Consider the following 26,312-nt stretch of genomic DNA (forward strand, 5'->3'; position numbering starts at 1 on the left):
CCAATAATCCCTGTATACCCCGTGCTTGAGCGGTCCGGTTGTCCTTTCCGTGAGATGGCATATCGCTTGCTACAACTAGTTACCGATATTAACTATTCGGCAATAATAATATGACTTGGCGACCCTTGTGCGGGGTTGCACAAGCATCAACCGGGAAGACCCGTATGAAGCTGACCAACAAGAAGATCGTCGTGACCGGGGTTTCCTCGGGTATTGGCGCCGAGACAGCAAGGGCCCTGCGTGCCCGTGGCGCCCTCGTCATCGGCATGGACCGCAACGAGCCAAGCATAAGCCTGGATGGGTTCGTCCTGGCCGATCTCAGCCATCCCGACGCGATCGACGACGCCGTGCGTCGGTTGCCAGAGCGTATCGATGGGCTGTGCAACATCGCCGGGGTGCCGGGCACTGCCGATCCGCAACGGGTTGCCTACGTCAATTACCTGGGCCTGCGCCATCTCTGCACGACGGTACTGCCGCGCATCGCCGAGGGGGGCAGCATCGTCAATGTGGCGTCGATCCTCGGGGCCCAGTGGCCGCAACGCCTGGATCTACACAAGGAACTGGCGCGTATCGAGGGTTTCTTCCAGGGACAAGCGTGGCTGGCCCAGCACCCGGTGCCCAAGGAGAGTTGCTACCAGTATTTCAAAGAAGCCCTGATCGTCTGGACCTACCTGCAGGCGCAACCCTGGTTCATGGAACACTCGGTGCGTATGAACAGCGTGGCGCCGGGCCCGGTGTTCACGCCCATCCTCGGCGAATTCGTCAGCATGCTCGGTCAGTCGCGCGTCGAGGCCGACGCCCATCGCATGAAACGCCCGGCCTACGCCGATGAGGTGGCTGTCGCCATTGCGTTCCTGTGCGCGGACGAATCGCGCTGGATCAATGGTATCAACCTGCCCGTCGATGGGGGACTGGCCTCCACCTACATCTGAACGAGGGTTCACCGACTGCGCATTGCGTGCAGCTCATTGCCGTTTTTTCCAAGAAAACATGTTTCCAGACAACAAGAACAATGAGGAACTCCATGCACAACTCTCGACGCTATCCGGGCTTCAAACGTTCGGCCCTGGCTCTCTCGGCTTGCCTCGCCGGCCTGGCTTCCCAAGCCCAGGCCGCTCAGATCGACCTGGGCGACAGTGACTGGCGCCTGCGCTGGGACAACACCCTCAAGTACAGCCAGGCCTGGCGGTTGAAAGGGGCCGACGACCGTCTGACCAATGCGCCGACGGCGGGCGGCCTGTACCCCTCGATCCAGAGCCAGGGCGACAGAAATTTCAGTCGCGGGCTGGTTTCCAACCGGCTGGACCTGTTCAGTGAGATGGACCTGAGCAAGGAAAACTATGGCCTGCGTCTCAGCGGTGCAGCGTGGTATGACGATGTCTATAACCAGGACACCGACGACAGCGCCAACCCGCACTTTCTCGACGATACCCGCGAGCTGCATGGGCGTGACGCCGAGATACTGGATGCCTTCGTGTTCCTGCGCGGTAACGTCGGCGATGCGAGCCAGGGAACCGTGCGTCTCGGTCGGCACAGCCTGATCTATGGCGAAAGCCTGTTCTACGGGGGCAACGGCATCGCCGCCGCCCAGGGTCCCACCGATGTGGTCAAGTTGCTCAGCGTACCGGGCACCCAGTTCAAGGAGATCCTGCGTCCGGTCAATCAGGTATCCGGGCAGCTGCAGATTACCCCCCAGTTATCGGTGGGGGCCTACTATCAGTTCGAGTGGGAGCGTTCCAATCTTCCGGGCGCCGGCAGCTACCTGAGTGACAACGACGGTATCGGCAAGGGTTCAGGCGACTGGACCGAGGTGTTCGGCAACACCACCGTGCATGCCTCCGATATCGAGGCCAGGAACTCGGGGCAGGGCGGCATGCAATTGCGCTACAAACCGGAAGGCACCGAGCTGGAGCTGGGCTTCTACGCCGCCAAATACCACGACAAGGCACCGAGTGCGCTGTATGCCTACCTGGACGGGCCTGCGGCGGCTGCCACGGGACTGCCGATCCTGGGGGCCTACCGCCAGGTCTATGCCGAAGACATCAAGACCGTCGGAGCCAGCTTCTCCACCGCCTACGGCCCGTTCAACTTCGCCGGCGAAACCTCGGTGCGGTGGGACGCGCCCCTGGTCAGCAACCTGCAAGTGATCGCGCCCGGCACGGCGGCGGACAACAGCGGGGACGCCTTGTACGCCAAGGGCAAGACCGCCCACGTCAACCTTTCGACCATTTACCTGCTGCCGCCCAACGCCTTGTGGGACGGTGGCTCGGTACTCGCTGAGCTGGCCTGGAACCGCACCCTCAGCGTCACTGAGAACCGTGCTGCGCTGGACTCCAACACCACCCGCGACGCCACCGCACTGCGAGTGCTGGCCGAACCGGCCTATTTCCAGGTGGCTGACGCGCTGGACATCAGCGTGCCGGTGGGGTTTGGCGTGGTTCTCGACGGGCGTTCATCGGCGGTCAGCAAGTCAGGCTTTGGCAATACCCATGCCGGTGACTGGAGCATCGGCGTCAAGGCCACCTACCTGCAGCGCTGGGACTTCGGCATCAACTACGTGAATTTCTTTGGCAAGACCGGGGCGGGGCTGCGCGAGGACGGCAATTTCAGCTATGCGCAATCCCTGGCCGACCGCGATTTCGTCTCCATGTACGTGAAAACCACATTCTAATAAGAGGTTTCATTCTCTATGCAAAACCCATCTTCCTTGCGTATCCCGGCCCTGGCCATTGCCTTGTTGAGTGCCGGCCTCGTGCACGCGGCGGTTTCCCCCGAGCAGGCCGCACGGCTGAACAAAGACCTTACCCCCCTGGGCGCCGAGCGGGCGGCCAACAAGGACGGCAGTATCCCGGCGTGGACGGGCGGCTACACCCAGGTACCCGCCGGTTACAAGAACGGCGACAAACGCGCCGATCCGTTCGCCGCCGAAAAGCCGCTGTACACCGTCAGCGCCGCGAACATGGCGCAATATGCCGACCTGTTGGCCGATGGCACCAAGGCCTTGATGCAGAAATATCCGGGCTATCGCCTGGACGTCTACCCGACCCACCGCAGTGCCGCTGCCCCGCAGTGGGTGTATGACAACACGCTGAAGAACGCGACCCGCGCCACCGTCGAGGTGGAAACCGAGAAAGTCAGCGGCGCCTATGGCGGGATTCCGTTCCCGTTGCCGCAGAACGGCACCGAGGCGCTGTGGAACTATCGCTTGTCCTGGCAGGGCGCCGACACCTTCTATGCGCCGTTCGATACTTGGCTGATGACCGCTGGCGGCAAGAAAATCCAGGCTACACGGGCACGGTTCTGGTACCAGGATCCTTACTATTTCAAAGAGGGGAGCCTGGAAACGTTCAACGGTAAATTCCTGATCGGCAAACTGGCCACCGAGCTGCCGTCCTCCAAGGCCGGCGAAGGCCTGATGACCCATTGGGATATGGACCCAGGCAAACGTGCAGCCTGGCAGTACCTGGTGGGCCAGCGTCGGGTACGGCGCGCGCCAAACATCGCCTACGACACCCCGGACTTCGTCACCTCCGGCGTCGGTTTTTTCGACGAGGCGTTCATGATCTTCGGCCCGACCGACCGCTACGACCTGAAGCTGGAAGGCAAGAAAGAGCTGCTGGTGCCTTATAACAACAACCGTTCGGCGGCGGCCAAGAGCGACGACCTGGTCAAGCCGGGCTTCCTGAACCCCGATCTGGTGCGCTGGGAAAAACACCGGGTCTGGGTGGTGAATGCCACTCTGCGCGAAGGCAAGCGTCACGTGGTGCCCAAGCGCACCTATTACCTGGATGAGGATTCCTGGCAAGTGCTGCTGGTCGATGGCTATGACGCCCAAGGCAAGCTGGGACGGCATAACTACTCGCTGACACTGCTGGCCCCCGAGATGCCGGTGCTGACCGCCCAAATGCAGTGGGGCAGCTACAACCTGGAGACCGGCGCCTACTTCCTGAACTCGTCGGCCAACGATCTGGACGTGCAATACCAGAGTTATCCGCGGCCGCCGGCGTCGTTCTTCACGCCGGATGCGATGGCCAACGACAGTCTGCGCTAAGACGTTGAACCACGCGCCGGGCACGAGCATCGGCGCGTTGGGTATGGATCAATTCATGGGCGGTTGGAGCGGGCATGATCGGTAATTTTTCATTCAGACGGGCACTGTCGGCGGCCCTGTTGCTGATGTTTTCGCTGGCGCCCGGCTGGGCCGCGGCCAATCCACGGATTGCCTTGCTCGACCAGCCAGCCATGCAGAGCGCCAAGGCCAGCCATGCCGTGTTGCTGGCGGTGGCCCGCGCAGGTGAACGGCTGGTGGCGGTGGGCGAGCGTGGCATCGTTCTGCTCTCCGACGACTCCGGGACGACGTGGCGTCAGGCGCAGGTGCCGGTCAGCGTCAGCCTGACGGCTGTGCAATTCGTCTCGGCCCAACAGGGGTGGGCAGTCGGTCATATGGGCGTGGTGCTGCGCAGTACGGACGGCGGCGAAACCTGGAGCAAGCAACTCGATGGCAACGCCGCTGCGCAGCTGGCTCTGGTGTCGGCTCGACAAGACGGCGACGCCAAGCGCCTGAGCGATGCCGAGCGGCTGGTGGCCGACGGCCCTGACAAGCCATTTCTCGACCTGTATTTCAGCGACCCTCGTAACGGTTACGTCGTGGGGGCCTATGGGCTGATCCTGCGCACCGAGGACGGTGGCGAAAGCTGGCGGCCCTGGATGCAACAGGTGGACAACCCCGAGGACCTGAACCTGTACGGCATTCGCGCAGCCGGCAATGCGCTGTTCATGGTGGGCGAGCGGGGCTTGCTGCTGCGCTCCAACGATAACGGGCACAGTTTCCAGGCGCTCGAGTCTCCCTATGCGGGCAGCTTCTTCGGCGTGCAAGGCAATGCTCGCGGCGAGCTGGTGGCGTTCGGTCTGCGTGGCAACGTTTTCTGGTCGGGTGATCAGGGCGCCAGTTGGCGCCCCCTGCAAACCGGCCTGGAAGTGGCTTTATCGGCCGCGACGCCCTTGCCGGACGGAGCGCTGGTGCTGGCCAGTCAGGCAGGAGACCTGTTGCTCAGCGCGGGCAGGGGAGGCCGTTTTCGATCCCTGTCCGCGCCGGTCGGCACCTCCATTGCCGGCCTGGTGGCGGCCCCCGACGGCAGCTTGATCTGCGTCGGACTGGGCGGTGTGATCCGCCTCAATCCCGATCTTTTCTCGGCGCAACGCTGAAATCACTTGCCTGTGCCCTAGCGGGCCGTATGCGGAGCATGACGTGAATATCCCTAATCTCTCCCTCGAACAGCAAGTCGTGATCGCCCGCCTGGAAGACTTCGATCCGCGCTCCGGCAACCTGGGTGAACGCGCCATCTTCAATCACAGACCGTGGGTCATTCTGTTGTGCCTGCTGGTCACCCTGGTGTTGGGCTACCAAGCCAGCAAGATCGGCCTCAATGCCAGTTTCGAAAAGACGATCCCGACCTCCCATCCCTACGTTGCCAATTTCCTGGAGCAGCGCAGTGACCTGAGCGGCCTCGGCACCTCGATTCGTATTGCCGTGGCCGTCAAGGACGGCAGCATTTTCGACAAGGACTACCTGGATGTCCTGGCCAGGCTCAACGATGAAATCTATCTACTGCCGGGGGTCGACAAACCCTACATGAAGTCCCTTTGGACGCCGACCACGCGCTGGACAGCCGTGACTGAAGAGGGGCTCGATGGCGGCACGGTGATTCCGGATACCTACGACGGTTCGCCGGCCAGCCTGGAGGAGGTGCGCACCAACGTGGCGCGTTCCGGTGAGATCGGGCAGCTGGTGGCTGGCAACTTCCAGTCCAGCGTGATCTTCGTGCCACTGCTGGAGATCAACCCGGCCACCGGCAAGGCGTTGGACGCCGGCGAGTTCTCCCGGCAACTGGAGACCCTGCGCGACAAATACCAGAACGAGCGGATCCAGATCCACATCACCGGCTTCACCAAAATCATTGGCGACCTGATCGCCGGGTTGGCGCAGGTCATGCTGTTCTTCGTCATCGCAGTGGTGGTCACCGTGGCGGTGCTTTACTGGTACACCCGTTGCGCCCGCAGCACGGCATTGGTAGTGCTGTGTTCGCTGGTGGCGGTGCTCTGGCAGATCGGTTTGCTGGCGACCCTCGGTTATGACCTGGACCCATACTCGGCGCTGGTGCCTTTTCTGGTGTTCGCCATCGGCATGAGCCATGGCGCGCAGAAGATGAACGGTATCATGCAGGACATCGGTCGCGGCACGCACCGGGTGGTCGCTGCCCGTTATACCTTCCGCCGCCTGTTCGCCGCTGGCATGACCGCGCTGCTCTGCGATGCGGTGGGGTTTGCCGTGCTGATCGTGATCAAGATTCAGGTCATCCAGGATCTGGCGATCACTGCCAGCATCGGCGTGGCGGTGCTGATTTTCACCAACCTGATCCTGTTGCCGATCCTGCTTAGCTACATCGGTGTAGGAGCCAAGGCCGCAGCACGCAGCCTGCGGGCGGAAACCGCCGCGTTGACCGCCAGCGTCAAACATCCGCTCTGGCGTCTCCTGGATCTGTTCACCCGACGCCCCTGGGCATGCGGCGCCTGTCTGGTGGCGTTGGCACTGGCGGCGGGCGGATTCGCCATCAGCCTGCACCTGAAGGTCGGTGATCTCGATCCCGGTGCCCCGGAGTTGCGCCCTGACTCGCGATACAACCGCGATGCCGCCTTCATGACGCAAAACTATGCGGCCAGTTCGGACATTTTCGTGGTCATGGTGAAAACCCCGGAGGACCAGTGTACCCGTTATCCGACCCTGGCCGCTGTGGACGCCCTGGCCTGGCAACTGGAGCAACTGCCCGGGGTGGAATCCACCAACTCTATGGCGGCCCTGAGCAAGATAGCCGCCGCCGGTTATAACGAGGGTAACTTCAAGTGGTACGAGCTGATTCCCAACGATGGCGCCCTGGGTGCGGTGCAGACCCGTGCGCCACGGGAGCTGTTCAACCAGGGATGCTCACTGCTCTCGCTCTACGTGTACCTGGCCGACCACAAGGCCGACACGTTGCAACGGGTGGTCGAGGCCAGCGAAGCCTTCATCGCCAGACAGCACTTGCCGCAGGTGAAGTTCATGCTCGCGGCCGGCAGCGCCGGGATCGAGGCGGCCACCAACATCGTGGTGAAAAAGGCCATGCGCGAAATGCTGTTCTGGGTCTATGGCGCGGTGATCCTGCTGTGCTGGGTGACCTTCCGTTCATGGCGGGCTGTACTGGCGGCGGTGCTGCCGCTGGTGCTCACATCGATTCTCTGTGAGGCGCTGATGGTTGGCCTGGGCATGGGCGTCAAGGTCGCCACCTTGCCGGTGATCGCCCTCGGCGTTGGAATCGGCGTCGACTACGCACTCTACGTGCTGAGCATCATCCTGGCCCACATGCGCGCTGGCGCCTCGCTGTCCGAGGCTTATTACCGCGCCTTGCTGTTCACTGGCAAGGTGGTGCTGTTGACGGGCATCACCCTGGCCATTGCAGTGGCGACCTGGGCCTGGTCGCCGATCAAATTCCAGGCCGACATGGGCATCCTGCTGGCGTTCATGTTCCTGGTGAACATGCTCGGCGCCCTGATCCTGTTGCCTGCGCTGGCGTACTTCCTGCTGCCCGAGCGGCTCTTCGCAAAAAAGCCTGAGGGCTGCAGGGTGATGCGTCCGGTCGGGGAGGGTTGAACATGGGGCCGCCGTCGTTGTGGGACTCGGGATTCGACCAAGAGGTCCGGACATCCGTGAAACGACAGCCATTATTCTTGACCCAACCAGCCAAGCGTCAACGCAGCGAGCAGGAGATAGCGACTGGCCTTGGCCAGCGTAACGATCAACATGAAGCGCCAGAAGGGTTCGCGCAGGACTCCGGCGATCATGGTGATTGGATCGCCGATGATCGGTGCCCAACTGAGCAACAGTGACCAGCGACCATAGCGCTGATAGGCACGCTGGGCTTTCTCCAGCTTGGCTTCGCTGACCGGGAACCAGCGTTTGTGCCGATAATGCTCGATAGAGCGGCCCAACAGCCAATTGAGCACCGAACCTAGCACGTTGCCGGTGACAGCCACCGCCAGCAGTGCCCAGGTCGCGTACTGGCCGGTCAGTAGCAACCCGACCAGTACCGCTTCGGACTGCATGGGCAACAGCGTGGCGGCTCCCATGGCGGCGAAGAACAGGCCGAAATAGCCGGATACGGCCCACATCAGGTCAGGCATTGAGTCCGATCCAGCCACGGACGCTGTTAAAGGGGCATGGGTACCATTCTTGGAACACTGAGCACACATCCTGGCAAAATTTCAGAGTACCCGGTCTTTGCCTATTCGCTAAGCGTTGGCTAGTGTTCTTTGCAACGGCAAGGACGACCCGCGACCGCGACGGAATTCAATCATGACCGAGCACTTCTCAAGTCAAACGTTCAAATCCATCAGCTGCGCCGAATGCCGCGACCATGGGGCGCTCGGGTTTGAATTCACCATGGCGTTCCAGCCCATTTTCAATGTCAGGACCGGCGCAACGTTTGCCTACGAAGCCCTGGTGAGAGGGATTAATGGCGAATCGGCCGGCTATATTCTGAGCAGGGTGAATGACGGCAATCGGTACCGGTTCGACCAGGCGTGTCGCGTCAAGGCCATCGAAGAGGCGGCCAGGTTGGGTATGCTGGATATTCCGGATTGCCTGTTGAGTATCAACTTCCTGCCAAACGCTGTGTATCGCGCCGAAACCTGTATTCGCGCCACCCTGGAAGCTGCGCGGCTGACCAACTTCCCTCCGCAAAGGCTCATGTTCGAAGTGACCGAGGGGGAGAGGGTGGACGATCCCGAACACCTCAAGTCCATCTTCACGGAATACGCACGCCAGGGTTTCACCACTGCGATCGATGATTTCGGTTCAGGCTATTCGGGCCTCAATCTGTTGGCCATGTTCCAACCCCACATCATGAAGATCGACATGGCGCTGACCCGTACCATCGACCAGGATCAGGTCAAGCAAGCCATCGTCGAGGGTATCATCCTGGTTGCGAAGCGCCTGGGAATCACTGTGATAGCCGAAGGTGTCGAGACCCGCGAGGAAAGTGCCGCGCTTCTGAACCTGGGTGTCGAGTTGATGCAAGGCTATCTCTATGCGCGACCGGAAGTTGGCCGCCTACCCATCGGCGTTTTTGATTGAGCGGGCCAACGCATCTTCGACGCAGTCGAGAATCGCCTGGCCGTTGAAAGGCTTCACGAGAAAGCCGATGGCCCCTCGATCAATAGCCTGATTGCGAACTGATACTTCAGCGTGGGCCGTCATGAAAATGACTGGAAATGTATAGCCAAGATTGGTGAGTTTATTCTGTAGTTCCAAGCCGCTGATGCCCGGCATATGGATATCAGTCATCAGGCAGTCGGTTTTGTCGACGTCCTCGGATGCCAGAAAATCCTCTGCACAGGCAAATAGTTGTGCTTTGTAGCCTACGGATCGCAATAAACTATCAATAGAGGCCAAAAGTGCATCATCGTCGTCGACGACGGCGATCAGGGGTATAGATATGGGCACGCAAATGCACCTCGGTGAGCAAGGGAACTCAAGCTATATCAATAGACTAGATGCAAAACTCTTTCACGGAAATGATACACAGGTATATCAATGGCCCTGAGTCAAATGTTGTGGATGGTTTGTTTATCGATGACCCTGGCTACAGGCAGGGTGAAATAAATCACAGCGCCGGAATCTGGTGTGTTATCGGCCCAGATACTTCCACCATGAGCCTCGACAATTGATCGGCATATGGAAAGTCCCATGCCCATTCCATCAATCTTGGTGGTGAATAATGGCAGGAATAACTTCGACATGGCACTTTTGCAGATACCCGGGCCTGAATCCTGTATCAGAATTTTTATCGTATCCGCGGCCTGGAGACTTGCTTCCATTCTTATGAATCTGTTTCTGGTCCGATTTGCTCTCATGGCTTGGACACTGTTTGTCATCAGATTAATGATCACCTGCTGCAGTTGAACCCTGTCGGCATGAATGGCCGGAAGCGCGTCGTCGAAGTGATATTCGAGTCGAACCTTGCTTCGTCGGGTTTCGTGTCTGACCAGCTCGAGCGACTCAAGCAGCACCTCCCGTAGATCGAGTGTCGTTCGATAGTGATCGACGTTCCTGGACATTCTCCGAATTCGCCGGATCACTTCGCTGGCTCTTCGAGCTTGTCCCAGTATCTGCTCCATGGCGCTACGGGTTTCCGAAATATGGGGTACATCCCTATCCAGCCAGCGCAAACCGGCTTCAGCGTAGGTGGTGACTGCCGCCAATGGCTGGTTGACCTCATGGGCAATGGATGCGGCCAGTTCTCCCAGCGCACTCAGGCGAGTCGCATAGGCCAATTCTGTTTGTGCGCGGTGCAAGGCTTCTTCAGCCATCTTGGCTGCTGTCACGTCCATGACAGCCCCGACATACTCGCATTCGCCTGCATGCCCCTTCATTAAGTCGGCATTCATATGAATGTGTTTGATTCGGCCATCCGGCATGACCAGGCGGTGTTCAATTTTCAGATAGGGAACTTGCTCAAAGGCTTTCGAGATGATCGCCTTGATGGGCTCGATGTCGTCCGGGTGAGTTCTATTCAGGATGCATTGGAGGGCAGGGTGGGTGCCTTCTTCAAATTCGAAGATTCTCAGGGCTTCCGCTGACCAATACATTTCACCACCGGGCACCGTCAAGCCAATACTGCCGGTTCGACTGACGCGTTGAGCCCCAGCCAGAAACGCCTCGCTGCGCCTCAGTGCGTCGGCGGCGTGTTTGCGTGCGGTAATGTCATTATGGGTAGCGAGAATCGAGATGGGAGTGCCGTCATTGGATACAGCCAGCGTACATCGACTGGTCACGATGACTGTCCTGCCATCGCGGCACTGTTCAGTCAACTCACCTTCCCAACTACCCTTGGCTAACAATACTGACATCAACTCTTCCTGGGTAATGGGAAGCTGAGTATGAAGCAAGGCTTGGCAATCGCGCCCTAATGCCTCTTCACGGGACCACCCATACAAGGCTTCCGCTCCGGGGCTCCATGTTGAAATTCGTCCATCCATGTCTCTCACGACAATAGCGTCATGGGTCTGCGCAAGTAGTCGAACCTGTTCCCGGAGTTCGTCATCGGTGGTCTTGATTTGCAAGGCAAGCAGGGAGGTGATGACGATAGCCGATAAGCTCACCAGGCAACGGACGAACGCTGTTGAATCCAACTTCAGGCCATGTGAGACAAAAAACGCCGCCACAGTCAGGAAAATGCAGGAAAGACAAATGATACGTACGCCGCATTTGGAGAACAGTCGCAGACAAATCAGTATGACCACCACGTAGAGCACCGCAATGGCGACGTCAAGTGAGGTCAACGTGTCTACGACAAAGAACAGCGCCGCAAGAGCAATAGCTCCAATTCTCAGAACCATCGTGTTTGAAGTCGATTGTGCATGTTTCATCTGTCCCTCGCATAAAGGATGATGAGTTTGAAGTGATGGGCAGGCAGATTTGCGGCTTTCAGTAATGCCCGAAAGAGATAGAAGAAGATGTATCAGGCAATATTTCCAAAAAGGCCTCTGTCCTGACGCCCACAAGGTGACCGACAGAGGCAGAGGCCAACAGCATCGACTCAATAGTCCCAGTGGGCCGCAATCCAGCGGAATGCATCGCCGTCTACGGCTACATGTCCGAGCGAGGGGAAGGGCAGGTGAGTGGCGACGAACAACTCACCACTTGCCGCTGCCTCCTGTAACAGCCGTACCCGCACATCGACTGACTTTTGCGGATCGTGCTCGAAGCCGTTGTGCCATTCCGGATGGTCGAAGGCTACCGGGAACAGGGCGTCTCCGGCGAAGGTCAGGCGTTCGCCACCTGAGTCCACGTAGACGATGCAGTGACCAGGAGTGTGGCCGCCGGTAAGCTTTGCAACCACGCCGGGTGCTACTTCATGTTCGTCCTCGAAGATCTGCAGACAGTCCTCATAGTGCGCGATGAACTCGTTGGCGGTTCGACGCAGTACGTCTGGCACCGGTTGCGGCATTTCGGTCAGGCTGAAGTCGGGAATTTTCCAGAAGTCGACTTCAGTAGCGGTGACGTGGATGCGCACGTCCGACCTCAGGCTTTTTCTGACCGAATCGACCAACAGCCCGCCAATATGGTCCATGTGCATATGGGTGATCACGATATCGGTGATGGATGACAGATCGATACCTGCATCCTTCAGGCGTTTGGGGAACAGCCCGGCGCGAGGGAAGCCGGGGAACTGGTTGCCCAGGCCAGCATCGACCAGAATGGTTTGCTCTCCGCTGCGCACTACCAACACGTTAAGCGCCCAGTCGAACATGTCCGGCCCCAGGTACATGTCCTTGAACCAGGCCGCTCGCTCAGCGGGGTCGGCGTTGGTTGACATGGTTTCGGTCGGAAGCGGCAGCACGCCGTCGCTGACCACCAATATATCGACCTCGCCCAAGCGCAGAGCGTAGCGCGATGGCACCAACTCCTGAGCCGGCGTGGCGCCATCGGGCTGGGCGAAGCTATTCAGGTACATGGCCATGGTCTTCTCCTGTTACGTTGAGGTGCGGGTTCAGATGAATCAGTTAGTTTGTCTTACTGTCATCGGTTGTGAACTCAATCCTAGGGAGAAAAGCTTCCAGGCACATCTCTACATGGGTGTATGACAATTACGCATCCGTTGTAGAAAACTATACAAATGTATAGGTCAGCCAACTTTGGCATCTAGTCGATCGGTTCCGCTTCATGCCTTTATGGGGCTCAGTGGAAGAGGGTAGCGCGCCCTCATCCAGGGGGGCGGAGCCTGTAAAGCAATACATAAGTATTAATCTGGATATCCAACGGACGATCCTATTGAACCCATGTACAACTGACACTCAGCTTGGGATGTGAATAATTTCAAGTCGTACCGAAACCACAAGTAACCGGGCACAACGAGGTATTGGAAAATAACTTCATCGGGCTGATAAAAAATGAACAGAAATGACCTGCGACATGCCGATATCAACTTACTGGTTATCTTTGAGACCATGATGCGCGAGCGCAATGTCACTCGGACGGGCGAACGCTTGTTCCTCGGCCAAGCCACCGTCAGCAGCGCGCTGAGCCGGCTACGGACAATGTTCGACGACCCGCTGTTCATTCGCACCGGTCGAGTGATGGAGCCCACCGCGCGCGCGGAAGAAATCCACGTCCTTCTTGGACCCGCGCTGGAGGGGGTTGCCCTGGCGCTCAGTTGCGCACAGGAGTTCGACCCGTACACCAGCGAGGAGACTTTTCACGTTGGGCTTTGCGACGAAGTGGAATACGCGCTGCTGCCTGGGCTGATTCAGGATTTGAGAAGCGAGGCGCCAAATATCACTCTGGTAGTACACCGCGTGGATGCGCTGCAACTGCCGCAGCTGCTCATTGCAGGGGACATCTCCCTGGGTGTCGCTCAGGTCCGGGAACTGCCGGCCAGAGCCCATTGCCGAAGTTTGCGCGCGGTGCGGCCGATGTTGCTGTACGCCGACTCGGCTGCGGGCCCCATGAGTCTCGATGAATTCTGCCGGAGACCACATGTGGCAGTGTCCTCGCAGGGAAAAGTCAGCGACGAGGTCGACCGCGTTCTGGCCCGTCACGACCGGCAGCGCCGCGTAGTGCTGGCGGTACCTCAGTTCAGCGTCTTACCGGCATTGCTGGCCGGTAGCGACATGCTCGCTGTTGTACCCGACTATGCCGCCCGGGCAATGGCACGGCTCCACGGCCTGCGTGCCGAGTATCCGCCACTGCAGCTCTTGAGCCCTGACCTCGCCATGGCATGGCGTGGCACCAGCCATGCAGATCCTCGCGAGCGTTGGTTGCGCTCGTACTTCGCCCGTCATCTTGAACAGACGGAGAGTCCTGCACCGCAACCGGTTTACTGCTCGTCGCTGGCCGTGGCTTGAATGGATGACTATTTACTTGCCTGCGTCTGATTTCAGGTGCTCGCTGAAGAAGGCTGTCATCTTCTCGAAAGGAATCTTGTCCACGCGGTCGTACAAGTCGACGTGGTTGGCCCCCGGAACAATCACCAGTTCCTTGGGCTCTGCAGCAGCTGCATAGGCGGTCTCGGCGAAATAACGCGAATGAGCGTTCCCACCGTGAACGAACAGGATGGGGCGCGGCGAAATCTCTTTGATGTAGGTCAGGATCGGCATGTTCATGAACGACAGTGGCGTAGTCATCGTCCAGGCGTTGCCCGAGTTGACCGCACGCGGATGGTAGCCCCGCGGTGTCATGTAGTAGTCGGCATAGTCGACCAGGAACTGCGGCTCGCCGCCCTTCAGCTTGTTGTAGTCCGGCTGGTAGGCTGGCTTGCCGTTCTGCGCATCGTCCCAGCGTTGCCGACTCAGTTGTTCCAGGGTCTGAGCGCGCTGCTCGGCGGTCACAGTGTCGTTGTACCCCTTGGACATAACGCGAGTCATGTCGTACATGGTGCTGGCGACGACAGCCTTGACACGCTTGTCGGCCGCCACGGCGTTCAAGGCCATACCGCCCCAGCCGCAAATGCCGATGACGCCTATGCGCTCACGATCAACGTAGGATTGCAGGCCGATGAAATCTACCGCGGCCATGAAGTCTTCTGTGTTGATATCAGGCGAAGCGACGTTACGCGGCTCACCGCCGCTTTCTCCGGTATAGGAACCGTCGAAAGCCAACGTGACGAAGCCGCGCTCGGCCATGGTTTGCGCGTAAAGGCCCGAGGATTGCTCCTTCACCGCACCGAAGGGGCCGCCGACGACAAGCGCTGCCAACCGTTGGTTGCCTCGATTTTTCGGTAGATACAGGTCGCCTGCGAGGGTAATACCGTAGCGGTTCTTGAAGGTTACCTTCTGATGATCGACCTTCTCGCTCTTGGCAAATACCTTGTCCCATTCTTGGGTCAGTTGCAGACCGCCCATCTCGACCATTGTCGGGGACGCTTGCGCCTGCGCCATCTCACCTCCGAAGGCCGCAGCCAGGCCAACAAGGAGGGAGCCATGGAAAAAATCCCGGAGAGTCCTGCGCGATTTGATGCTCGTCAGATTCAGGGTTGCTTCGTTCATCGTGTTTTCCTTCGCGTAGTTGATGATTGGTGCAAATGCGCAGAACTGTTCGCTTTCATTTCGTAGGCCAACGCTTGGCTGCCGGTCTGTCGCATTGGGTGTCGGGTGCTCATGAAAAACTGTGTCGCTGCAGGAAAGTTAATCCCTTGAGAAGGTGATTCGCGCGGTTCCCCTGCCAAGCACCTGAGCCAGATCTGTAGGGTCGTCTATACGACCCAGGCGCGTGTACGAGTAGCTCGAATCGAATGTCAGGTAAAAGACAACCAGCGTCTGCGCCCCGTAGAGCATGAGATCGCCGTTGTGGACCGTGCCGGGCCGAATGGTGCTCGTAGGTAACGCCTTCGGCAGTTTGGCGTGCTTCTCATTGCTGTTCAGATCGGGCATGTCGATCGTGAGCGGCAGCACGGCGACAAAGGCGCGAGCAGCTTCGGTGTCGGCCAAGGTAATGGCGAAGCGACGTTCGCCGACGGTCATCCACATACGAGACTCCTCCGATTGAACAGTTGCCGTTGTTGCATGAGTCGAGATGACGCGGGGACCGGCCAACGCCTCTCCGTTCCCGCCGAGGGTGAACAGGCTGGACAGCAGGCCCAGCATGCGCAGGGCACGCACGCCTCGTGCGGAGCGACCTTCAATCTGCGTTTGGCTGTGGCTGCTATGGGAGATAACGAGGCTCGCGGTCATAGACCCTCCGGACGTGGCAGTGGGCTCAGTTCGCTTGCCGCATCGGCGAGCGCGAGGTGAGGAGAGAGAGAAAGGCTGCTAACACCAGCATGGCCGCACTGCTAAAGAAGGTGGCTTGATAGCCGCTATGGTCGAACAGCAGGCCGCCAAGGATCGACCCCAGGGCGATGGAGAGTTGCACCACAGCAACGAACAGGCCGCCACCTGCTTCGGCATCCTTGGGAAACACCATGGCAATCCAGGACCACCAGCCGACAGGGGCCGAGGTACCGATCAGCCCCCACAGCCCCAGCAGGACGACAACGATGGCAGCCCAATGACCGAAGGCTGTCAGGGCCACGGCAATCAAAGCCATCAGCAATGGCATGACTATCAGCGTCTGAAAGAAGCGCCGCTGCAGCACCCGCCCGATTAGCAGCGTGCCGATGAAGCCCGCCGCACCGATCACTAGCAGTACGAGTGAAATGTTGGTGCCATGCACATCGGTGACCGTCTCCAGGAACGGTCGCACATAGGTGAACAAGGAGAACTGGCCCATGAAGAACAGGCTGCTGGCCAGCATGCCGATCAAGACGGTGGGGCGCTTGAGCAGGGTGAAGACCTTGAACGCACTGCCCAACTCGGGACTGCGCACGGCGACCTGCATGGATGGCAGCGCTTTCCATTGCCAGACCAGTGCGAGCAGGGCGATTGGCACCAGGCAGAGAAAGGCACCGCGCCAACCGATGAAAGTTCCGAGCCAAGCGCCCAGCGGTGCGGCAACCACTGTGGCCAATGCGTTGCCCCCATTGACCAGTGCCAGTGCCCGCGGCACATCACGGCTTGGCACCAGGCGTATCGTCGTGGCTGCCGACATCGACCAGAAACCGCCTACCACCACGCCGATCAGTGCCCGACCGAGCATGTAGGTTACATAGTTTGGCGCCAGGGCGACGATGCCACCGGATATGCCCATGGTCGCAGTCAGTCCCAGCAACAGTGTCTTGCGATTCAGGCTGCCGGCAAGTGCGGAAATGAACAGGCTGGTGAGCACGGCGAAGGCGCCCGAGATGGCAATGCCTTGGCCTGCCATACCCTCGGTAACATCCAGGTCATCGGCGATGGGCGTCAGTAGGCTGACCGGCAGGAACTCCGATGCGACCAGCGCGAAGGCACAAACCGAAATGGCCAGGACGCCACTCCAGGAGTCCGACTGCTCGGGGACTTCGTTGACGGTATTGATTGTGTTGGCTGTCATGCAAACCTGGGTTTCTGAGATTTAAACCACCGATGCGGCGAGGGCGGCGAGGAGAGGTCAGGGATTGCTACTCCCAAGGAGAACAAAGCTGATTATTCGGAGTGAATGTTCGGGCATGCGACTTGTTGTTACTAGCTAATCAATACTTAAAGGAGCTATAAGCTCTTCTAATCAATGATTCGTGGGAAACTTCGGCCATGATCAAACGTAACCTCAACGACCTGCTGTCCTTCGTAACCGTCGCGCGCGAGGGCACCTTCACTCGCGCCGCCGCCCAACTGGGCGTGACGCAGTCGGCATTGAGTCAGGCGATAAGCGGCTTGGAGGCACGACTGCAGATCCGCTTGCTCACCCGAACGACGCGTAGCGTTTCGCCCACTGCGGCGGGAGAACGCCTGCTGAACGCCATTGGTAATCGCTTCGACGAGATCGAGGCGGAACTGGACGAGTTGTCGGCCCTGCGCGACAAACCAAGCGGCACGGTGCGCATTACCTGTGGGGATCACATCCAGCGCACCTTGCTGCTGCCCAAGCTCACGCCCTTGCTGCTGGAATATTCAGACATCAAGGTCGAGTTCGACATCAACTACGGCTTTCGCGACATCGTGGCTGATCGCTTCGATGTCGGGGTGCGCATGGGTGACACCATCGACAAGGACATGATCGCCATTCCCATCGGGCCTCAGTTGCGCATGGCGGTGGTGGCATCCCCGGCGTACTTTGCGAATCGCCCGAAACCCAGGAACCCTCGTGAGCTGATCGGCCACAACTGCATCAATATGCGCATGCAGTCTGGAGGAGGGCTTTACGTCTGGGATTTTCAACGCAAGGGCAAACAGTTGAATGTCCGTGTGGGTGGACAGCTGATCTTGAACACTTCGCCCAATATTGTGGAGGCTGCGCTGGCCGGATTGGGAATCGCCTGGCTACCCGAAGATGAATTCGCCCCCCATATAGAGGAAGGCAGGTTGGTACGCGTGCTGGAGGATTGGTGCCCATTCTTTCCCGGTTACTACCTGTACTACCCAAGCCGCCGACAGCCATCGCCGGCATTTAGTCTAGTCGTAGATGCGCTGCGTTATAGCAGGCCATAGTTAGCAGCGGCTGTCGTGCGTTAGACCTTACCTGTAGAGAACAAACAGTCGCGCTTCGTGCACGGATGAAAATTGCGTGATCGATGCAGGATTAAAATCACCATAGCTCAGGCTCTTGAGCTGAATCCCTTGAAATCACCAACGCTGATTACGATCCAGCTCAGGGGAAGCCCGGTAGCTCCATACAAAGGTACGCATAATGTATATTATGTTAAACAATGTGTGTATCACTGTTTATTCACTTGTCTGAGTCCTCTGCCCCAGGTAATACCGCGCTCAGCCCAGCACCGGGATCACTCGCGAGGGCTTGACCGATTTGAACGAAAAACTTGAATAGATCTCTTTGACCGCGGGCAAGGTTTGCAGCACCTCTCGCGCAAACTCGCCGAAAGACTCCAGGTCCTTGGCCACCACTTCCAGCAGAAAATCATAGCGTCCGGAAACGTTGTGGCAGGCGACGATCTCCGGGATTTCCAATAGGCGCTGTTCGAAGGATCGGGCCATTTCTTGACTGTGGGACTCCATCATCACGCTGACAAATGCGGTGACGCCGTAGCCGAGCGCCTTGGGTGAAAGAATCGCCTGGTAGCCGGTAATCACTGCGTTCTCTTCGAGAATTTTCACCCGTCGCCAACACGGCGAAGTGGTCAGGGCCACATGTTCGGCCAGTTCGGCGATGGTCAGCCGGGCGTTGCCTTGCAGGGCCGCGAGTAAGGCTTTGTCGGTACGATCCAGACCACTGGGCATGTCTTGCCTCCAAACTGTGTTTTCCGGAGCGTTTATTCCAATTGATTGGTTATTCCTGGGTCAATTTGGAATTTTTCTTGTTGAAATTGAGCATAGCATTGTAGGAAATACAGGAGCGCTCAACATGAACAATAAAAACAATGAACTGGGCTTTTCCACCCGCGCCATCCATCACGGCTATAACCCGCTGGACAACAACGGCGCACTGATCCCGCCGATCTACCTGACCTCCACGTTCGCCTTCCCTACCGCCGAGTACGGCGCCGGTTGTTTCGCCGGCGAAGAATCCGGGCATTTTTACACGCGGATCTCCAACCCCACGTTGGCTCTATTGGAGTCACGCATGGCGGCTTTGGAAAACGGCGAGGCGGCGGTGGCCTTCAGCTCCGGCATGGGAGCCATTGCCGCGACCTTTTGGACCCTGCTGCGCCCCGGTGACGAGATCATTCTCAGCCGTACGTTGTACGGTTGCACCTTCGCCCTGCTGCACCACGGTATCGGCGAGTTTGGCGTCAAGGTGCGCCATGTTGACATGTCCAACCTGGCCGAACTGCGCGATGCCATCAGTCCTTCGACGCGCATGATCTACTTCGAATCCCCGGCCAATCCGAACATGCAGCTGGTCGACATCTGCGCGGTGGCCAAGATTGCCCACCATCATCGGAACGTCACCTTGGTGGTCGATAACACCTACTGCACTCCATACCTGCAACGCCCCTTGGAAATGGGTGCGGATGTAGTCGTGCATTCGGCCACCAAGTACCTCAGTGGCCATGGCGATATCACGGCCGGCATCGTGGTTGCCAGTCATACACTGGCGGGCCGCATTCGCCTGCAAGGCCTCAAGGACCTGACCGGTGCGGTCATGTCGCCTCAGGACGCTTTTCTGCTGATGCGCGGGCTCAAGACCCTGTCACTGCGCATGGAGCGCCATTGCAGCAACGCCCAGGTGATCGCCGAGTATTTACAAGCGCACCCGGCCGTCGAATGGGTCACCTACCCCGGCCTGCCCTCCTTTGCTCAGTACGACCTGGCGTCGAGGCAGATGAAGTTGCCCGGGGGCATGATCGCCTTCGAACTCAAAGGCGGCCTGACCACCGGCCGGCGTTTCATGAACGCACTGGAATTGTTCGCCCGCGCGGTCAGCCTGGGAGACGCCGAGTCCCTGGCCCAGCATCCAGCCAGTATGACCCATTCCACCTACACGCCTGAAGAGCGTGCGCACCACGGGATTTCCGAGGGGTTGGTGCGTTTGTCGGTGGGCCTTGAAGACATCGCGGACCTGCTGGCCGACATCACCCAAGCGCTGGATGCCTGTGCTCAAGGAGGTTGAACATGTCCACCGCTTATACCCTCAACGATGGCGAGCTCAGTGCGCAAGACCAGGATCTCCAGGAAACCCGGAAAATGTCCTTATTTAACGAACCTAAGGCACCCGAACCCAGTCTTGATCTGCAATTGTTGGATGGGCTCGACACTCTCCTGCTCGCCGATTTTCTTGATGACCGCCACCCCGCAGTAAGACTCGTCTCGGTTGAAGATCGGAAGAATGCCTGTCTTAGGCTCGGTCCAAGAGCCCGAGGTCAAGGTATAGGTGGCTCCATTCTGCGGTTTGAATGAGAACGGGATCTTGCAAGCGCTGCTGCCTGCGACTTGCCAGTAAGTCAGTATCAGCTCCTTGTCCACGGCAACCCGGGATTCAATATATTCCCCGTTAGAGGGCAGAACCGTATAACCGGCATAACATCCGTTGTCGCCGAAGGTCATGGCATCCAGCCTCGCCCCTCCTCCAGCCTTGAGGCGAACGGTTGCAGCGGGATCGCCGGGGCCGGGAACGACATATTGCTTACCCTGTAAAAACGAAGTGCAACCGCTGATCAGCAATGCGCCGGCCAGCAAGATAAACCGACCAGATTTTTGATTGACGTACATCCATTTCTCCCTGGTTCCATTGGGGTGCCCTAGCCGTTTCGGAGACTTGGACTATCGAAAGCGGTCTGATGGTAGTGGATTCTGTGCGCTGCCGAGCAGGTTTGGATGTCTCGGCACCCGAACCTATTTCACCTGCATGTACTGACTGAAATTGTTGATGTGATCATCCAGATTATCCTCAAGCATCATCCGGTACTGATCGCAGAAATACTTCAACAGTGCTTCCCGCGCATCGGCCATTTCGGCACCAGACTTGAAGTTTTGCGCGCTCGCCCACGCGTTGAAGCGCGTGGTGCCGAACATCATGGATGCGCTGACCCCACCGAGATTTCCATAGGTTTTGAGCTGTTCGTTTGACAGCTCGATATGGGCGTCTGCACGGTCGTAGAAGGCTTGGTCGGGGGCGTCAGCCATGATGAGGTCTCGGTAATCAATGAAGGATGCCATTGGAGCATATCCTGCGGGAGGATTGCAGTTGCTTGCAGCCTTGCCCCTGCGAGACCACTAGCTCGTCGAGCTTGCGCAGTGGTTCCAGATGCGCTTGTCACGGACGCATCAGCGGCTCGATACCGATCCACTTCTTGACCGGGTGATAACACAACTCAAGCTGCGGAATTTCCACCTTATGGTTCTCGACCTCCAACGTTCCCAGGTTGATCTTCCACCTGGAGTTCGCATTGAAGGCGCTGGTCTTGAAAATCACATAGACAGACCCGTGATGATTGTCGTTAGTGATCTTGGGGATGCGGCGTCGTACTTCATCGCTATTGATGTTATAGGGCGACTGGCGGGAGTACTTTTCATCTTCGAGTGGGTAATCGTACGTCAACGAACCCAGGTGGATTTCGGGCCTTGCGCCAAGCCGGGATCCATCCTCAAACGTTATATAAGCCTGTCGGCTGTCGTAGAGGATCGGGGTCTCCAAGGTTTCGGAACTGAACAGCCCCTGGCTGCCTTTCTCGAATGCAATCAGTTGTACATAAAACTCAGGCTGGGGGTACTTCTTGCCGGGATACTTCACCGAGTACAGCTGCTCAAACGGCTCATCGGACCATTGCGCGTCGTAGTCGTACAAATAGGTGCGCAAAACGATAGTCCTTTCAGAATCCGGACCGGGCACCTTGAATTGAAACTTTGTTTCACAGAGGTCGGCGTAAGCAGGGCGTTCTCTCGTCCAAGGGATGCAGCCAGTGATTGCAGTAGCCATTATCAAAAACGCAACGGTCAAAAGCGTCCTTACCAACATGTTCAATCCTATCTAGCAGCCGGTCGTGTGCAGGTGCACGGCATTAAACTAAATTTGAGCACCCGCCTCTATGCTTTGGACTTCACCAACGGTTTGCGGGGAACATCGACAGTACCCTAAACCGGGCTTGACCTCGCACTGTAAGCAATCGTTGTAGGGAAGACGTGCGACACCACGCGTCATTTGTCTCCCAGGGCAACTCCGCGCTTGAAGATCTCTAACGTCTTCGGCCCGATGCCATTGAAGCTGAGCAACCATCGCTCAAACTCAGCTGATTTCATTGACCCACTCTGCAAAGCATTCATCCGAGATTCCAGTCCGGCATCCAGCCCCACACCAAGCTCGTGCAGTCGTCGCGCCGTGGATTCATCGTATCGTGCGTAGCCCGCTTGCCCGAGGAACCTGACAAGATCCCGATGTAAGCATCGGGCGAGCTTTGCAGGCGTATCCAAGCCATATCGATCAACCAGGTTCCGGTACGCCTCGACGGCGACAGAGGAACGAATCCTTTTACCGATCAGAAAGCTGGCGAGCAGCCACCGATACACTCCGTGGCCGCTCCGAGCATCAATCTCAATACCAAGGTCGGCAGCAGAAACTGGGGTCACCCCTTCGATCGCCTGGGGTCAGCGGAACGCGGATAGGTGCGTTCTTCCTCGATGGTGCCGTCGGCTTTGTGAATCTTTACCGAGGCGGTTTTGCCATCAAAGAAATCTGTCAGAGAACTCACCAACTCCTGCTTAGTGGCCGCTTTTTTGGAAGCGCGCTCTGCGCCGACTTTCTTAAGTTCCCAGCCATCCGCAGAAGGGCTCAGGTGATAGTTTTCCATTGCCTTGCTCCTCACATTCAAATGGATTCAGCATCGTCCTGAATATCTTCCTCCGCCTCAGCTCCATTAGTGGCGTCGGCATCGTTCAAGGGCGGCGAAGTCGGCTTATCTGGATCGTTTATGTAGGGCACGCTGCTAGGGCCCTGCTCTTCAAGTCCTTCAGTCTTAGGCTGCATGCTGGTTCTCCTTCTTCTTTCTGATAGTGATTGGAGGACAGGCGCTGCGAGGCGTTCAATGCCATACGAGCTTGCGCTAGCTTTAGCCTGATGAGTCGTACCCACGCAGAATTAACAACGTTTAACTCACCAGCCAGAGCCCTGCGGCCAATAATCGGGCCCTCGTCACCGAACTGGCTACAGCATGCGCACCGCAACCCAAGCACTGAACCCCTGCAGCCTTTGCAGCAATAAAGCTCGCGCGCAACCATGGCCACGCTCCAAGCTCTGGTTATCCATGTTGCTAATCGGAACCTGCAGCACAGCCCAGGCTGCCGAGCCATCGGCGCTAGGCTTCATGGACGGCTCAACCCTTGACGTGCTGAGCCGCAATTTCTTCCTTCAGAATGACTACCGATCCCCCTCCCCGGCGAACAAAAGCTACAAGCAGGAATGGGCTCAAGGCTTCATCGCCACATTTGTCTCCGGCTTTACCCCCGGCAATGTCGGATTCGGTGTCGATGCCCATGGTTTTTTCGGTTTGAAACTGGATGGCGGCAAGGGCCATTCCGGCACTGGATTGCTGCCGTTGGATGCGGATGGCCGCGGTGAAAGCGACTTCTCCAGCGCCGGTGGCGCGCTGAAACTGCGCACGTCCAGAACCACCTTGGCCTACGGTGAGATGACCGTGGAAACCCCGGTGTTCGACACCGCCGACAAACGCCTGCAGCCGGAGTACGCCACGGGCCTTCTGCTCGACAGCCAGGAGTTCGACGACGTGCATTTGCAGGCCGGGCACTTCACTGCGTTCAAGAACCAAGATGCCTCGACCAGCAAAGGGGACTTCAGCGGCTATGGGGTGAGCACCGCCACTGGCGACATCAGTTTTCTCGGAGCCCAACTGTTCGAAGACCAGCCGTTGGGCGGTGCTCTGTACGCGTCCGAGCTGAGCGACACCTGGCGTCAGTACTATGCCAACCTGCATCTGAAGCGATCCGGGTTCTTCCTGGACAGCAACGTTTACCACACCCAGGATTACGGCAACGCCGTGGCCGGCGGGATTGATAACACGGCGTACAGCCTGTCCGGCAAGTACACCCTCGGCGCCCAGGGATTCACGCTGGCCTATCAGAAAATCCACGGCGACACGCCATTCGACTTTGTGGGCGGCGACTCGATCTATCTGGCCAACTCCATCAAGTATGCAGATTTCAACGGCGCCGGCGAGCGCTCCTGGCAGGCCCGCTACGACCTCGACCTGGGCGCTTTCGGCGTCCCCGGCTTGAAATTCATGACTCGCTACGTCACCGGCCGCGGCATCGACGGCACCCATGCCCCTCAAGGTGGGGCGTACAACCCATTTGACCCGGATACCGGTCAGTTCGTCCCGCAACAGGGGAACGGCGGACGTCATTGGGAGCGGGATATCGATCTGCACTACACCGTGCAATCGGGACCGGCCAAGGATCTGTCCGTGCAGGTGTCCCAGGTGACCCATCGGGCCAACAGCGCTCAGGGCGGCGATGACATCGACCGGGTTTACATCGTGGTCGAATACCCCCTCAAGCTGGGACGCTTTTAACCGGTTCGCCGCCCGGTGACGTTGAATGTCGACCGGTGTTCCCTGTTGTCGGCGGCATCCAGCTTCATGATCGGAATCAAAGAGCCAAATGGCTCAACCCTGTCCATCAGCATCTGGGAGAGACGCTGATGAGCGAATTGCCAAGCTGACGAGCTTTCATGGCCCTGCGGATTTCCTGTGAGCTGATCCATGTTTTATCTCCTTGGTCGTTTCGAAGGTTTGGTGTGCCCGGCGAGTTGTTTCTTCTCTGCCCCTGAGGCAGCATCGCCGCCCTCCTCCAAGACTGACTTTTCTTTCTCAGCCTGGCGAAGTTGTTCATTCTCTTTCTGAAGCGACGCGACCAGCGCCAATGTTTCTTGCTCACGCAGATCGGCTACGGCGGCGGCCTTGTGGAGCGCCTTTATCTCTCCATGCAGAGCCGAGATCTGCTTCATGAGGTGTTCAGTCACCCCAACGGTCTTCGCCTCAGCCTGGCGCAGCGCCTCAATTTGAGTATTCAGCGACTGAACCAAGGCTTCCTGCGTGTGCAGGGCTTTGGTTTGCTGCCTGGTCTCACCGAGGAGGCGTTCATTGTCGCGATTCAGTCGCGTCAGATCGTCCTGTTTTACGGCGATGGTTTCTCGCAACTTGCGCTGCTCAACCTGCATCTCATGCAGTTGAGACTCGTGCCGGCGTTGATCTTGATTGCGTTGCTCCTTCACCGCTTCTCGATAGTGCTCTAGCGCTCCGCGAGCCTGAACGTGCTTTTCCTCCAGCGATTGGAGGTGTTTGTCCTTTTCAGCGACCAGGGATTCCAGGTCGGTACAGCGCTGACTGATGCGGGCGTTGCGCGTCAACTCAGCCTGGAGCGAGGACTGGGTGGTTGCGAGTTCAGCGCTCTGCATCTCTATCGCGGCCTGTTGGGTGGCCAATTGCCGTTGAGCACTGGCCAGTTCCGACCTGAGCTCGATGATCTGGTTTTCCAGCACGATCCGCTGCTGCTCAAAAGCCGCCGTCGCCTGGGAGATGACGTCCTGCCCCTCCTCCATCAACTGATCCAGCAACGTTTGCACCATACCGTTGAGCGTTTCGCCCATGCGCTCACGTGAACTCACAGGCTCTGAATTGGACGGTTCAAGCTCCTTCAGGTAGCGGGAAATCGTCGTCTTGGACCCCGTATTCCCGAGCTCTACGCGCACGGCGTCGATACTGGGGTTGGCTCCCCTGGCCAGCAGCGCCTGACGTGCCTTTTGCACTACAGCTTTGTTAATTCCGCCTCTAGCCATGGGACCTCCTACGATTTCGTACCGTGTTACGTATTATGTAAGTACATAATGATATGGTTGAACCATACACTGTTTGAGTGATTCCGCCAAATGATCAAAGACCTCAAGGCCGTGAACCCTGCACAGGTCAGACAGGCCGTCCCGCTACTGCTCAAGCACCCGGAGCAAGCGGTCGCCTGGCTTGAAGGGCAAGCGTGGTTTTCGGGGCGATGAGCTGACCAGGCTGGTGGTGGAGAACACGAAAGCCATCAGCGGTGAAATGCCAGAGGAGTTGTACAGCAGTCACTCGATGTGGCGCGGATTTGCGACCTGAGCGTCTGCGAAGGGAGGACATCAAGGGATTGATGGGAGATGTGGGCTGGAAGGACATGAAATCGGCGTTGCGCTATGTGGATCCCAGCGCGTCCTTCGGCGGAATTGCCTTGCGCGCCGCCCAACAAGCGCTTGCCGAAAAGACAAAAAG

The 26,312-nt window shown here is 58.4% G+C and carries 26 protein-coding genes; 10 read left to right on the forward strand and 16 right to left on the reverse strand.

Annotated elements, in window-relative coordinates; translation table 11 throughout:
• Positions 1-164 precede the first annotated feature (164 nt).
• The 5 genes from AD666_RS10325 (at position 165) to AD666_RS10345 (ending at position 7,684) form a co-directional block, all read left to right on the forward strand.
• Positions 165-932: a coniferyl-alcohol dehydrogenase gene (locus AD666_RS10325; RefSeq protein WP_053151186.1), complete on the forward strand. Its 768-nt coding sequence runs from the start codon at positions 165-167 to the stop codon at positions 930-932.
• Between the two features lie 92 nt (positions 933-1,024).
• Positions 1,025-2,671, forward strand: a complete 1,647-nt coding sequence (locus tag AD666_RS10330; protein WP_053151188.1) for a DUF1302 domain-containing protein — start codon at positions 1,025-1,027, stop codon at positions 2,669-2,671.
• A gap of 18 nt (positions 2,672-2,689) precedes the next feature.
• On the forward strand, positions 2,690-4,051 hold the full coding sequence (locus tag AD666_RS10335; RefSeq protein ID WP_053151190.1) for a DUF1329 domain-containing protein: 1,362 nt from the start codon (positions 2,690-2,692) through the stop codon (positions 4,049-4,051).
• Positions 4,052-4,125: 74 nt separating this feature from the next.
• Positions 4,126-5,205: a YCF48-related protein gene (locus AD666_RS10340; RefSeq protein ID WP_053151192.1), complete on the forward strand. Its 1,080-nt coding sequence runs from the start codon at positions 4,126-4,128 to the stop codon at positions 5,203-5,205.
• 43 nt (positions 5,206-5,248) lie between these two features.
• On the forward strand, positions 5,249-7,684 hold the full coding sequence (locus tag AD666_RS10345; RefSeq protein WP_256222583.1) for an RND family transporter: 2,436 nt from the start codon (positions 5,249-5,251) through the stop codon (positions 7,682-7,684).
• Positions 7,685-7,755: 71 nt separating this feature from the next.
• Here AD666_RS10345 and AD666_RS10350 read toward each other — a convergent pair whose 3' ends face one another.
• Entirely contained in the window at positions 7,756-8,202 is a 447-nt protein-coding gene (locus AD666_RS10350) for a YqaA family protein (protein ID WP_053151299.1), read from the reverse strand.
• Positions 8,203-8,386: 184 nt separating this feature from the next.
• Here AD666_RS10350 and AD666_RS10355 point away from each other — a divergent pair, with 184 nt between their 5' ends.
• A complete protein-coding gene (locus tag AD666_RS10355; protein WP_053151195.1) occupies positions 8,387-9,166 on the forward strand; it encodes an EAL domain-containing protein in 780 nt (259 codons plus the stop codon).
• Here AD666_RS10355 and AD666_RS10360 read toward each other — a convergent pair.
• The 3 genes from AD666_RS10360 to AD666_RS10370 form a co-directional block, all read right to left on the reverse strand.
• A complete protein-coding gene (locus AD666_RS10360) occupies positions 9,143-9,535 on the reverse strand; it encodes a response regulator transcription factor (protein WP_053151198.1) in 393 nt (130 codons plus the stop codon). The two genes, AD666_RS10355 and AD666_RS10360, sit on opposite strands and share 24 nt — an antisense overlap.
• Before the next feature lie 101 nt (positions 9,536-9,636).
• Positions 9,637-11,460 (reverse strand): PAS domain S-box protein, encoded by a 1,824-nt coding sequence (locus AD666_RS10365; RefSeq protein ID WP_256222586.1) that lies wholly within the window; start codon positions 11,458-11,460, stop codon positions 9,637-9,639.
• A 170-nt stretch (positions 11,461-11,630) separates the two neighbouring features.
• Positions 11,631-12,554 carry an MBL fold metallo-hydrolase gene (locus AD666_RS10370; protein WP_053151204.1) on the reverse strand — a complete coding sequence of 308 codons (924 nt, stop codon included), beginning with the start codon at positions 12,552-12,554 and terminating at the stop codon, positions 11,631-11,633.
• Positions 12,555-12,984: 430 nt separating this feature from the next.
• On the opposite strand from AD666_RS10370, the gene AD666_RS10375 reads away from it, so the two are divergent.
• Positions 12,985-13,938, forward strand: a complete 954-nt coding sequence (locus AD666_RS10375; protein WP_053151208.1) for a LysR substrate-binding domain-containing protein — start codon at positions 12,985-12,987, stop codon at positions 13,936-13,938.
• A gap of 12 nt (positions 13,939-13,950) precedes the next feature.
• Here the strand turns inward: AD666_RS10375 and AD666_RS10380 are convergent, their stop codons facing one another.
• The 3 genes from AD666_RS10380 to AD666_RS10390 all read right to left on the reverse strand — a co-directional run bounded on the left by AD666_RS10380 (position 13,951) and on the right by AD666_RS10390 (position 16,999).
• The gene (locus AD666_RS10380; protein ID WP_156315936.1) at positions 13,951-14,970 is read right to left on the reverse strand and encodes an alpha/beta hydrolase; all 1,020 of its coding nucleotides are present in this window, start codon (positions 14,968-14,970) and stop codon (positions 13,951-13,953) included.
• A gap of 246 nt (positions 14,971-15,216) precedes the next feature.
• Positions 15,217-15,762: a cyclophilin-like fold protein gene (locus AD666_RS10385; RefSeq protein ID WP_256222587.1), complete on the reverse strand. Its 546-nt coding sequence runs from the start codon at positions 15,760-15,762 to the stop codon at positions 15,217-15,219.
• A gap of 25 nt (positions 15,763-15,787) precedes the next feature.
• On the reverse strand, positions 15,788-16,999 hold the full coding sequence (locus tag AD666_RS10390; RefSeq protein ID WP_053151214.1) for an MFS transporter: 1,212 nt from the start codon (positions 16,997-16,999) through the stop codon (positions 15,788-15,790).
• Positions 17,000-17,196: 197 nt separating this feature from the next.
• Between AD666_RS10390 and AD666_RS10395 the strand changes: the two genes are divergently transcribed.
• Positions 17,197-18,093 (forward strand): LysR family transcriptional regulator, encoded by an 897-nt coding sequence (locus AD666_RS10395; protein ID WP_053151217.1) that lies wholly within the window; start codon positions 17,197-17,199, stop codon positions 18,091-18,093.
• 276 nt (positions 18,094-18,369) lie between these two features.
• On the opposite strand, the gene AD666_RS10400 is transcribed toward AD666_RS10395, so the two are convergent.
• On the reverse strand, positions 18,370-18,840 hold the full coding sequence (locus tag AD666_RS10400) for an Lrp/AsnC family transcriptional regulator (RefSeq protein ID WP_053151219.1): 471 nt from the start codon (positions 18,838-18,840) through the stop codon (positions 18,370-18,372).
• Positions 18,841-18,964: 124 nt separating this feature from the next.
• Here AD666_RS10400 and AD666_RS10405 point away from each other — a divergent pair, with 124 nt between their 5' ends.
• A complete protein-coding gene (locus AD666_RS10405) occupies positions 18,965-20,173 on the forward strand; it encodes a methionine gamma-lyase (RefSeq protein ID WP_053151222.1) in 1,209 nt (402 codons plus the stop codon).
• Positions 20,174-20,253: 80 nt separating this feature from the next.
• Here AD666_RS10405 and AD666_RS10410 read toward each other — a convergent pair whose 3' ends face one another.
• The 6 genes from AD666_RS10410 to AD666_RS26615 form a co-directional block, all read right to left on the reverse strand.
• A complete protein-coding gene (locus AD666_RS10410; RefSeq protein ID WP_053151224.1) occupies positions 20,254-20,772 on the reverse strand; it encodes a hypothetical protein in 519 nt (172 codons plus the stop codon).
• A gap of 123 nt (positions 20,773-20,895) precedes the next feature.
• Complete coding sequence (locus tag AD666_RS10415; protein WP_053151306.1) at positions 20,896-21,186, reverse strand: DUF3144 domain-containing protein; 291 nt, start codon at positions 21,184-21,186, stop codon at positions 20,896-20,898.
• Positions 21,187-21,316: 130 nt separating this feature from the next.
• Entirely contained in the window at positions 21,317-21,859 is a 543-nt protein-coding gene (locus AD666_RS10420; protein WP_256222588.1) for a hypothetical protein, read from the reverse strand.
• Between the two features lie 338 nt (positions 21,860-22,197).
• Positions 22,198-22,626 (reverse strand): DNA methylase, encoded by a 429-nt coding sequence (locus tag AD666_RS10425; protein WP_053151229.1) that lies wholly within the window; start codon positions 22,624-22,626, stop codon positions 22,198-22,200.
• Positions 22,623-22,847, reverse strand: coding sequence for a DUF2188 domain-containing protein (locus AD666_RS10430; RefSeq protein WP_053151232.1), 225 nt, complete (start codon positions 22,845-22,847; stop codon positions 22,623-22,625). The genes AD666_RS10425 and AD666_RS10430 overlap by 4 nt, the downstream gene beginning before the upstream one ends.
• 17 nt (positions 22,848-22,864) lie before the next feature.
• Positions 22,865-23,023, reverse strand: a complete 159-nt coding sequence (locus tag AD666_RS26615) for a hypothetical protein (protein ID WP_172679612.1) — start codon at positions 23,021-23,023, stop codon at positions 22,865-22,867.
• Positions 23,024-23,300: 277 nt separating this feature from the next.
• Between AD666_RS26615 and AD666_RS10435 the strand changes: the two genes are divergently transcribed.
• On the forward strand, positions 23,301-24,584 hold the full coding sequence (locus tag AD666_RS10435; protein WP_053151235.1) for an OprD family porin: 1,284 nt from the start codon (positions 23,301-23,303) through the stop codon (positions 24,582-24,584).
• Here the strand turns inward: AD666_RS10435 and AD666_RS10440 are convergent.
• Together AD666_RS10440 and AD666_RS10445 are read right to left on the reverse strand one after the other, a co-directional pair.
• Positions 24,581-24,775: a hypothetical protein gene (locus AD666_RS10440; RefSeq protein ID WP_053151238.1), complete on the reverse strand. Its 195-nt coding sequence runs from the start codon at positions 24,773-24,775 to the stop codon at positions 24,581-24,583. The genes AD666_RS10435 and AD666_RS10440 overlap by 4 nt on opposite strands.
• Before the next feature lie 3 nt (positions 24,776-24,778).
• Positions 24,779-25,849 carry a DNA-binding protein gene (locus AD666_RS10445; RefSeq protein ID WP_053151239.1) on the reverse strand — a complete coding sequence of 357 codons (1,071 nt, stop codon included), beginning with the start codon at positions 25,847-25,849 and terminating at the stop codon, positions 24,779-24,781.
• Positions 25,850-26,312 lie beyond the last annotated feature (463 nt).

This window comes from Pseudomonas sp. Pf153 (genome assembly GCF_001269775.1).
GTDB lineage: Bacteria > Pseudomonadota > Gammaproteobacteria > Pseudomonadales > Pseudomonadaceae > Aquipseudomonas > Aquipseudomonas uvaldensis.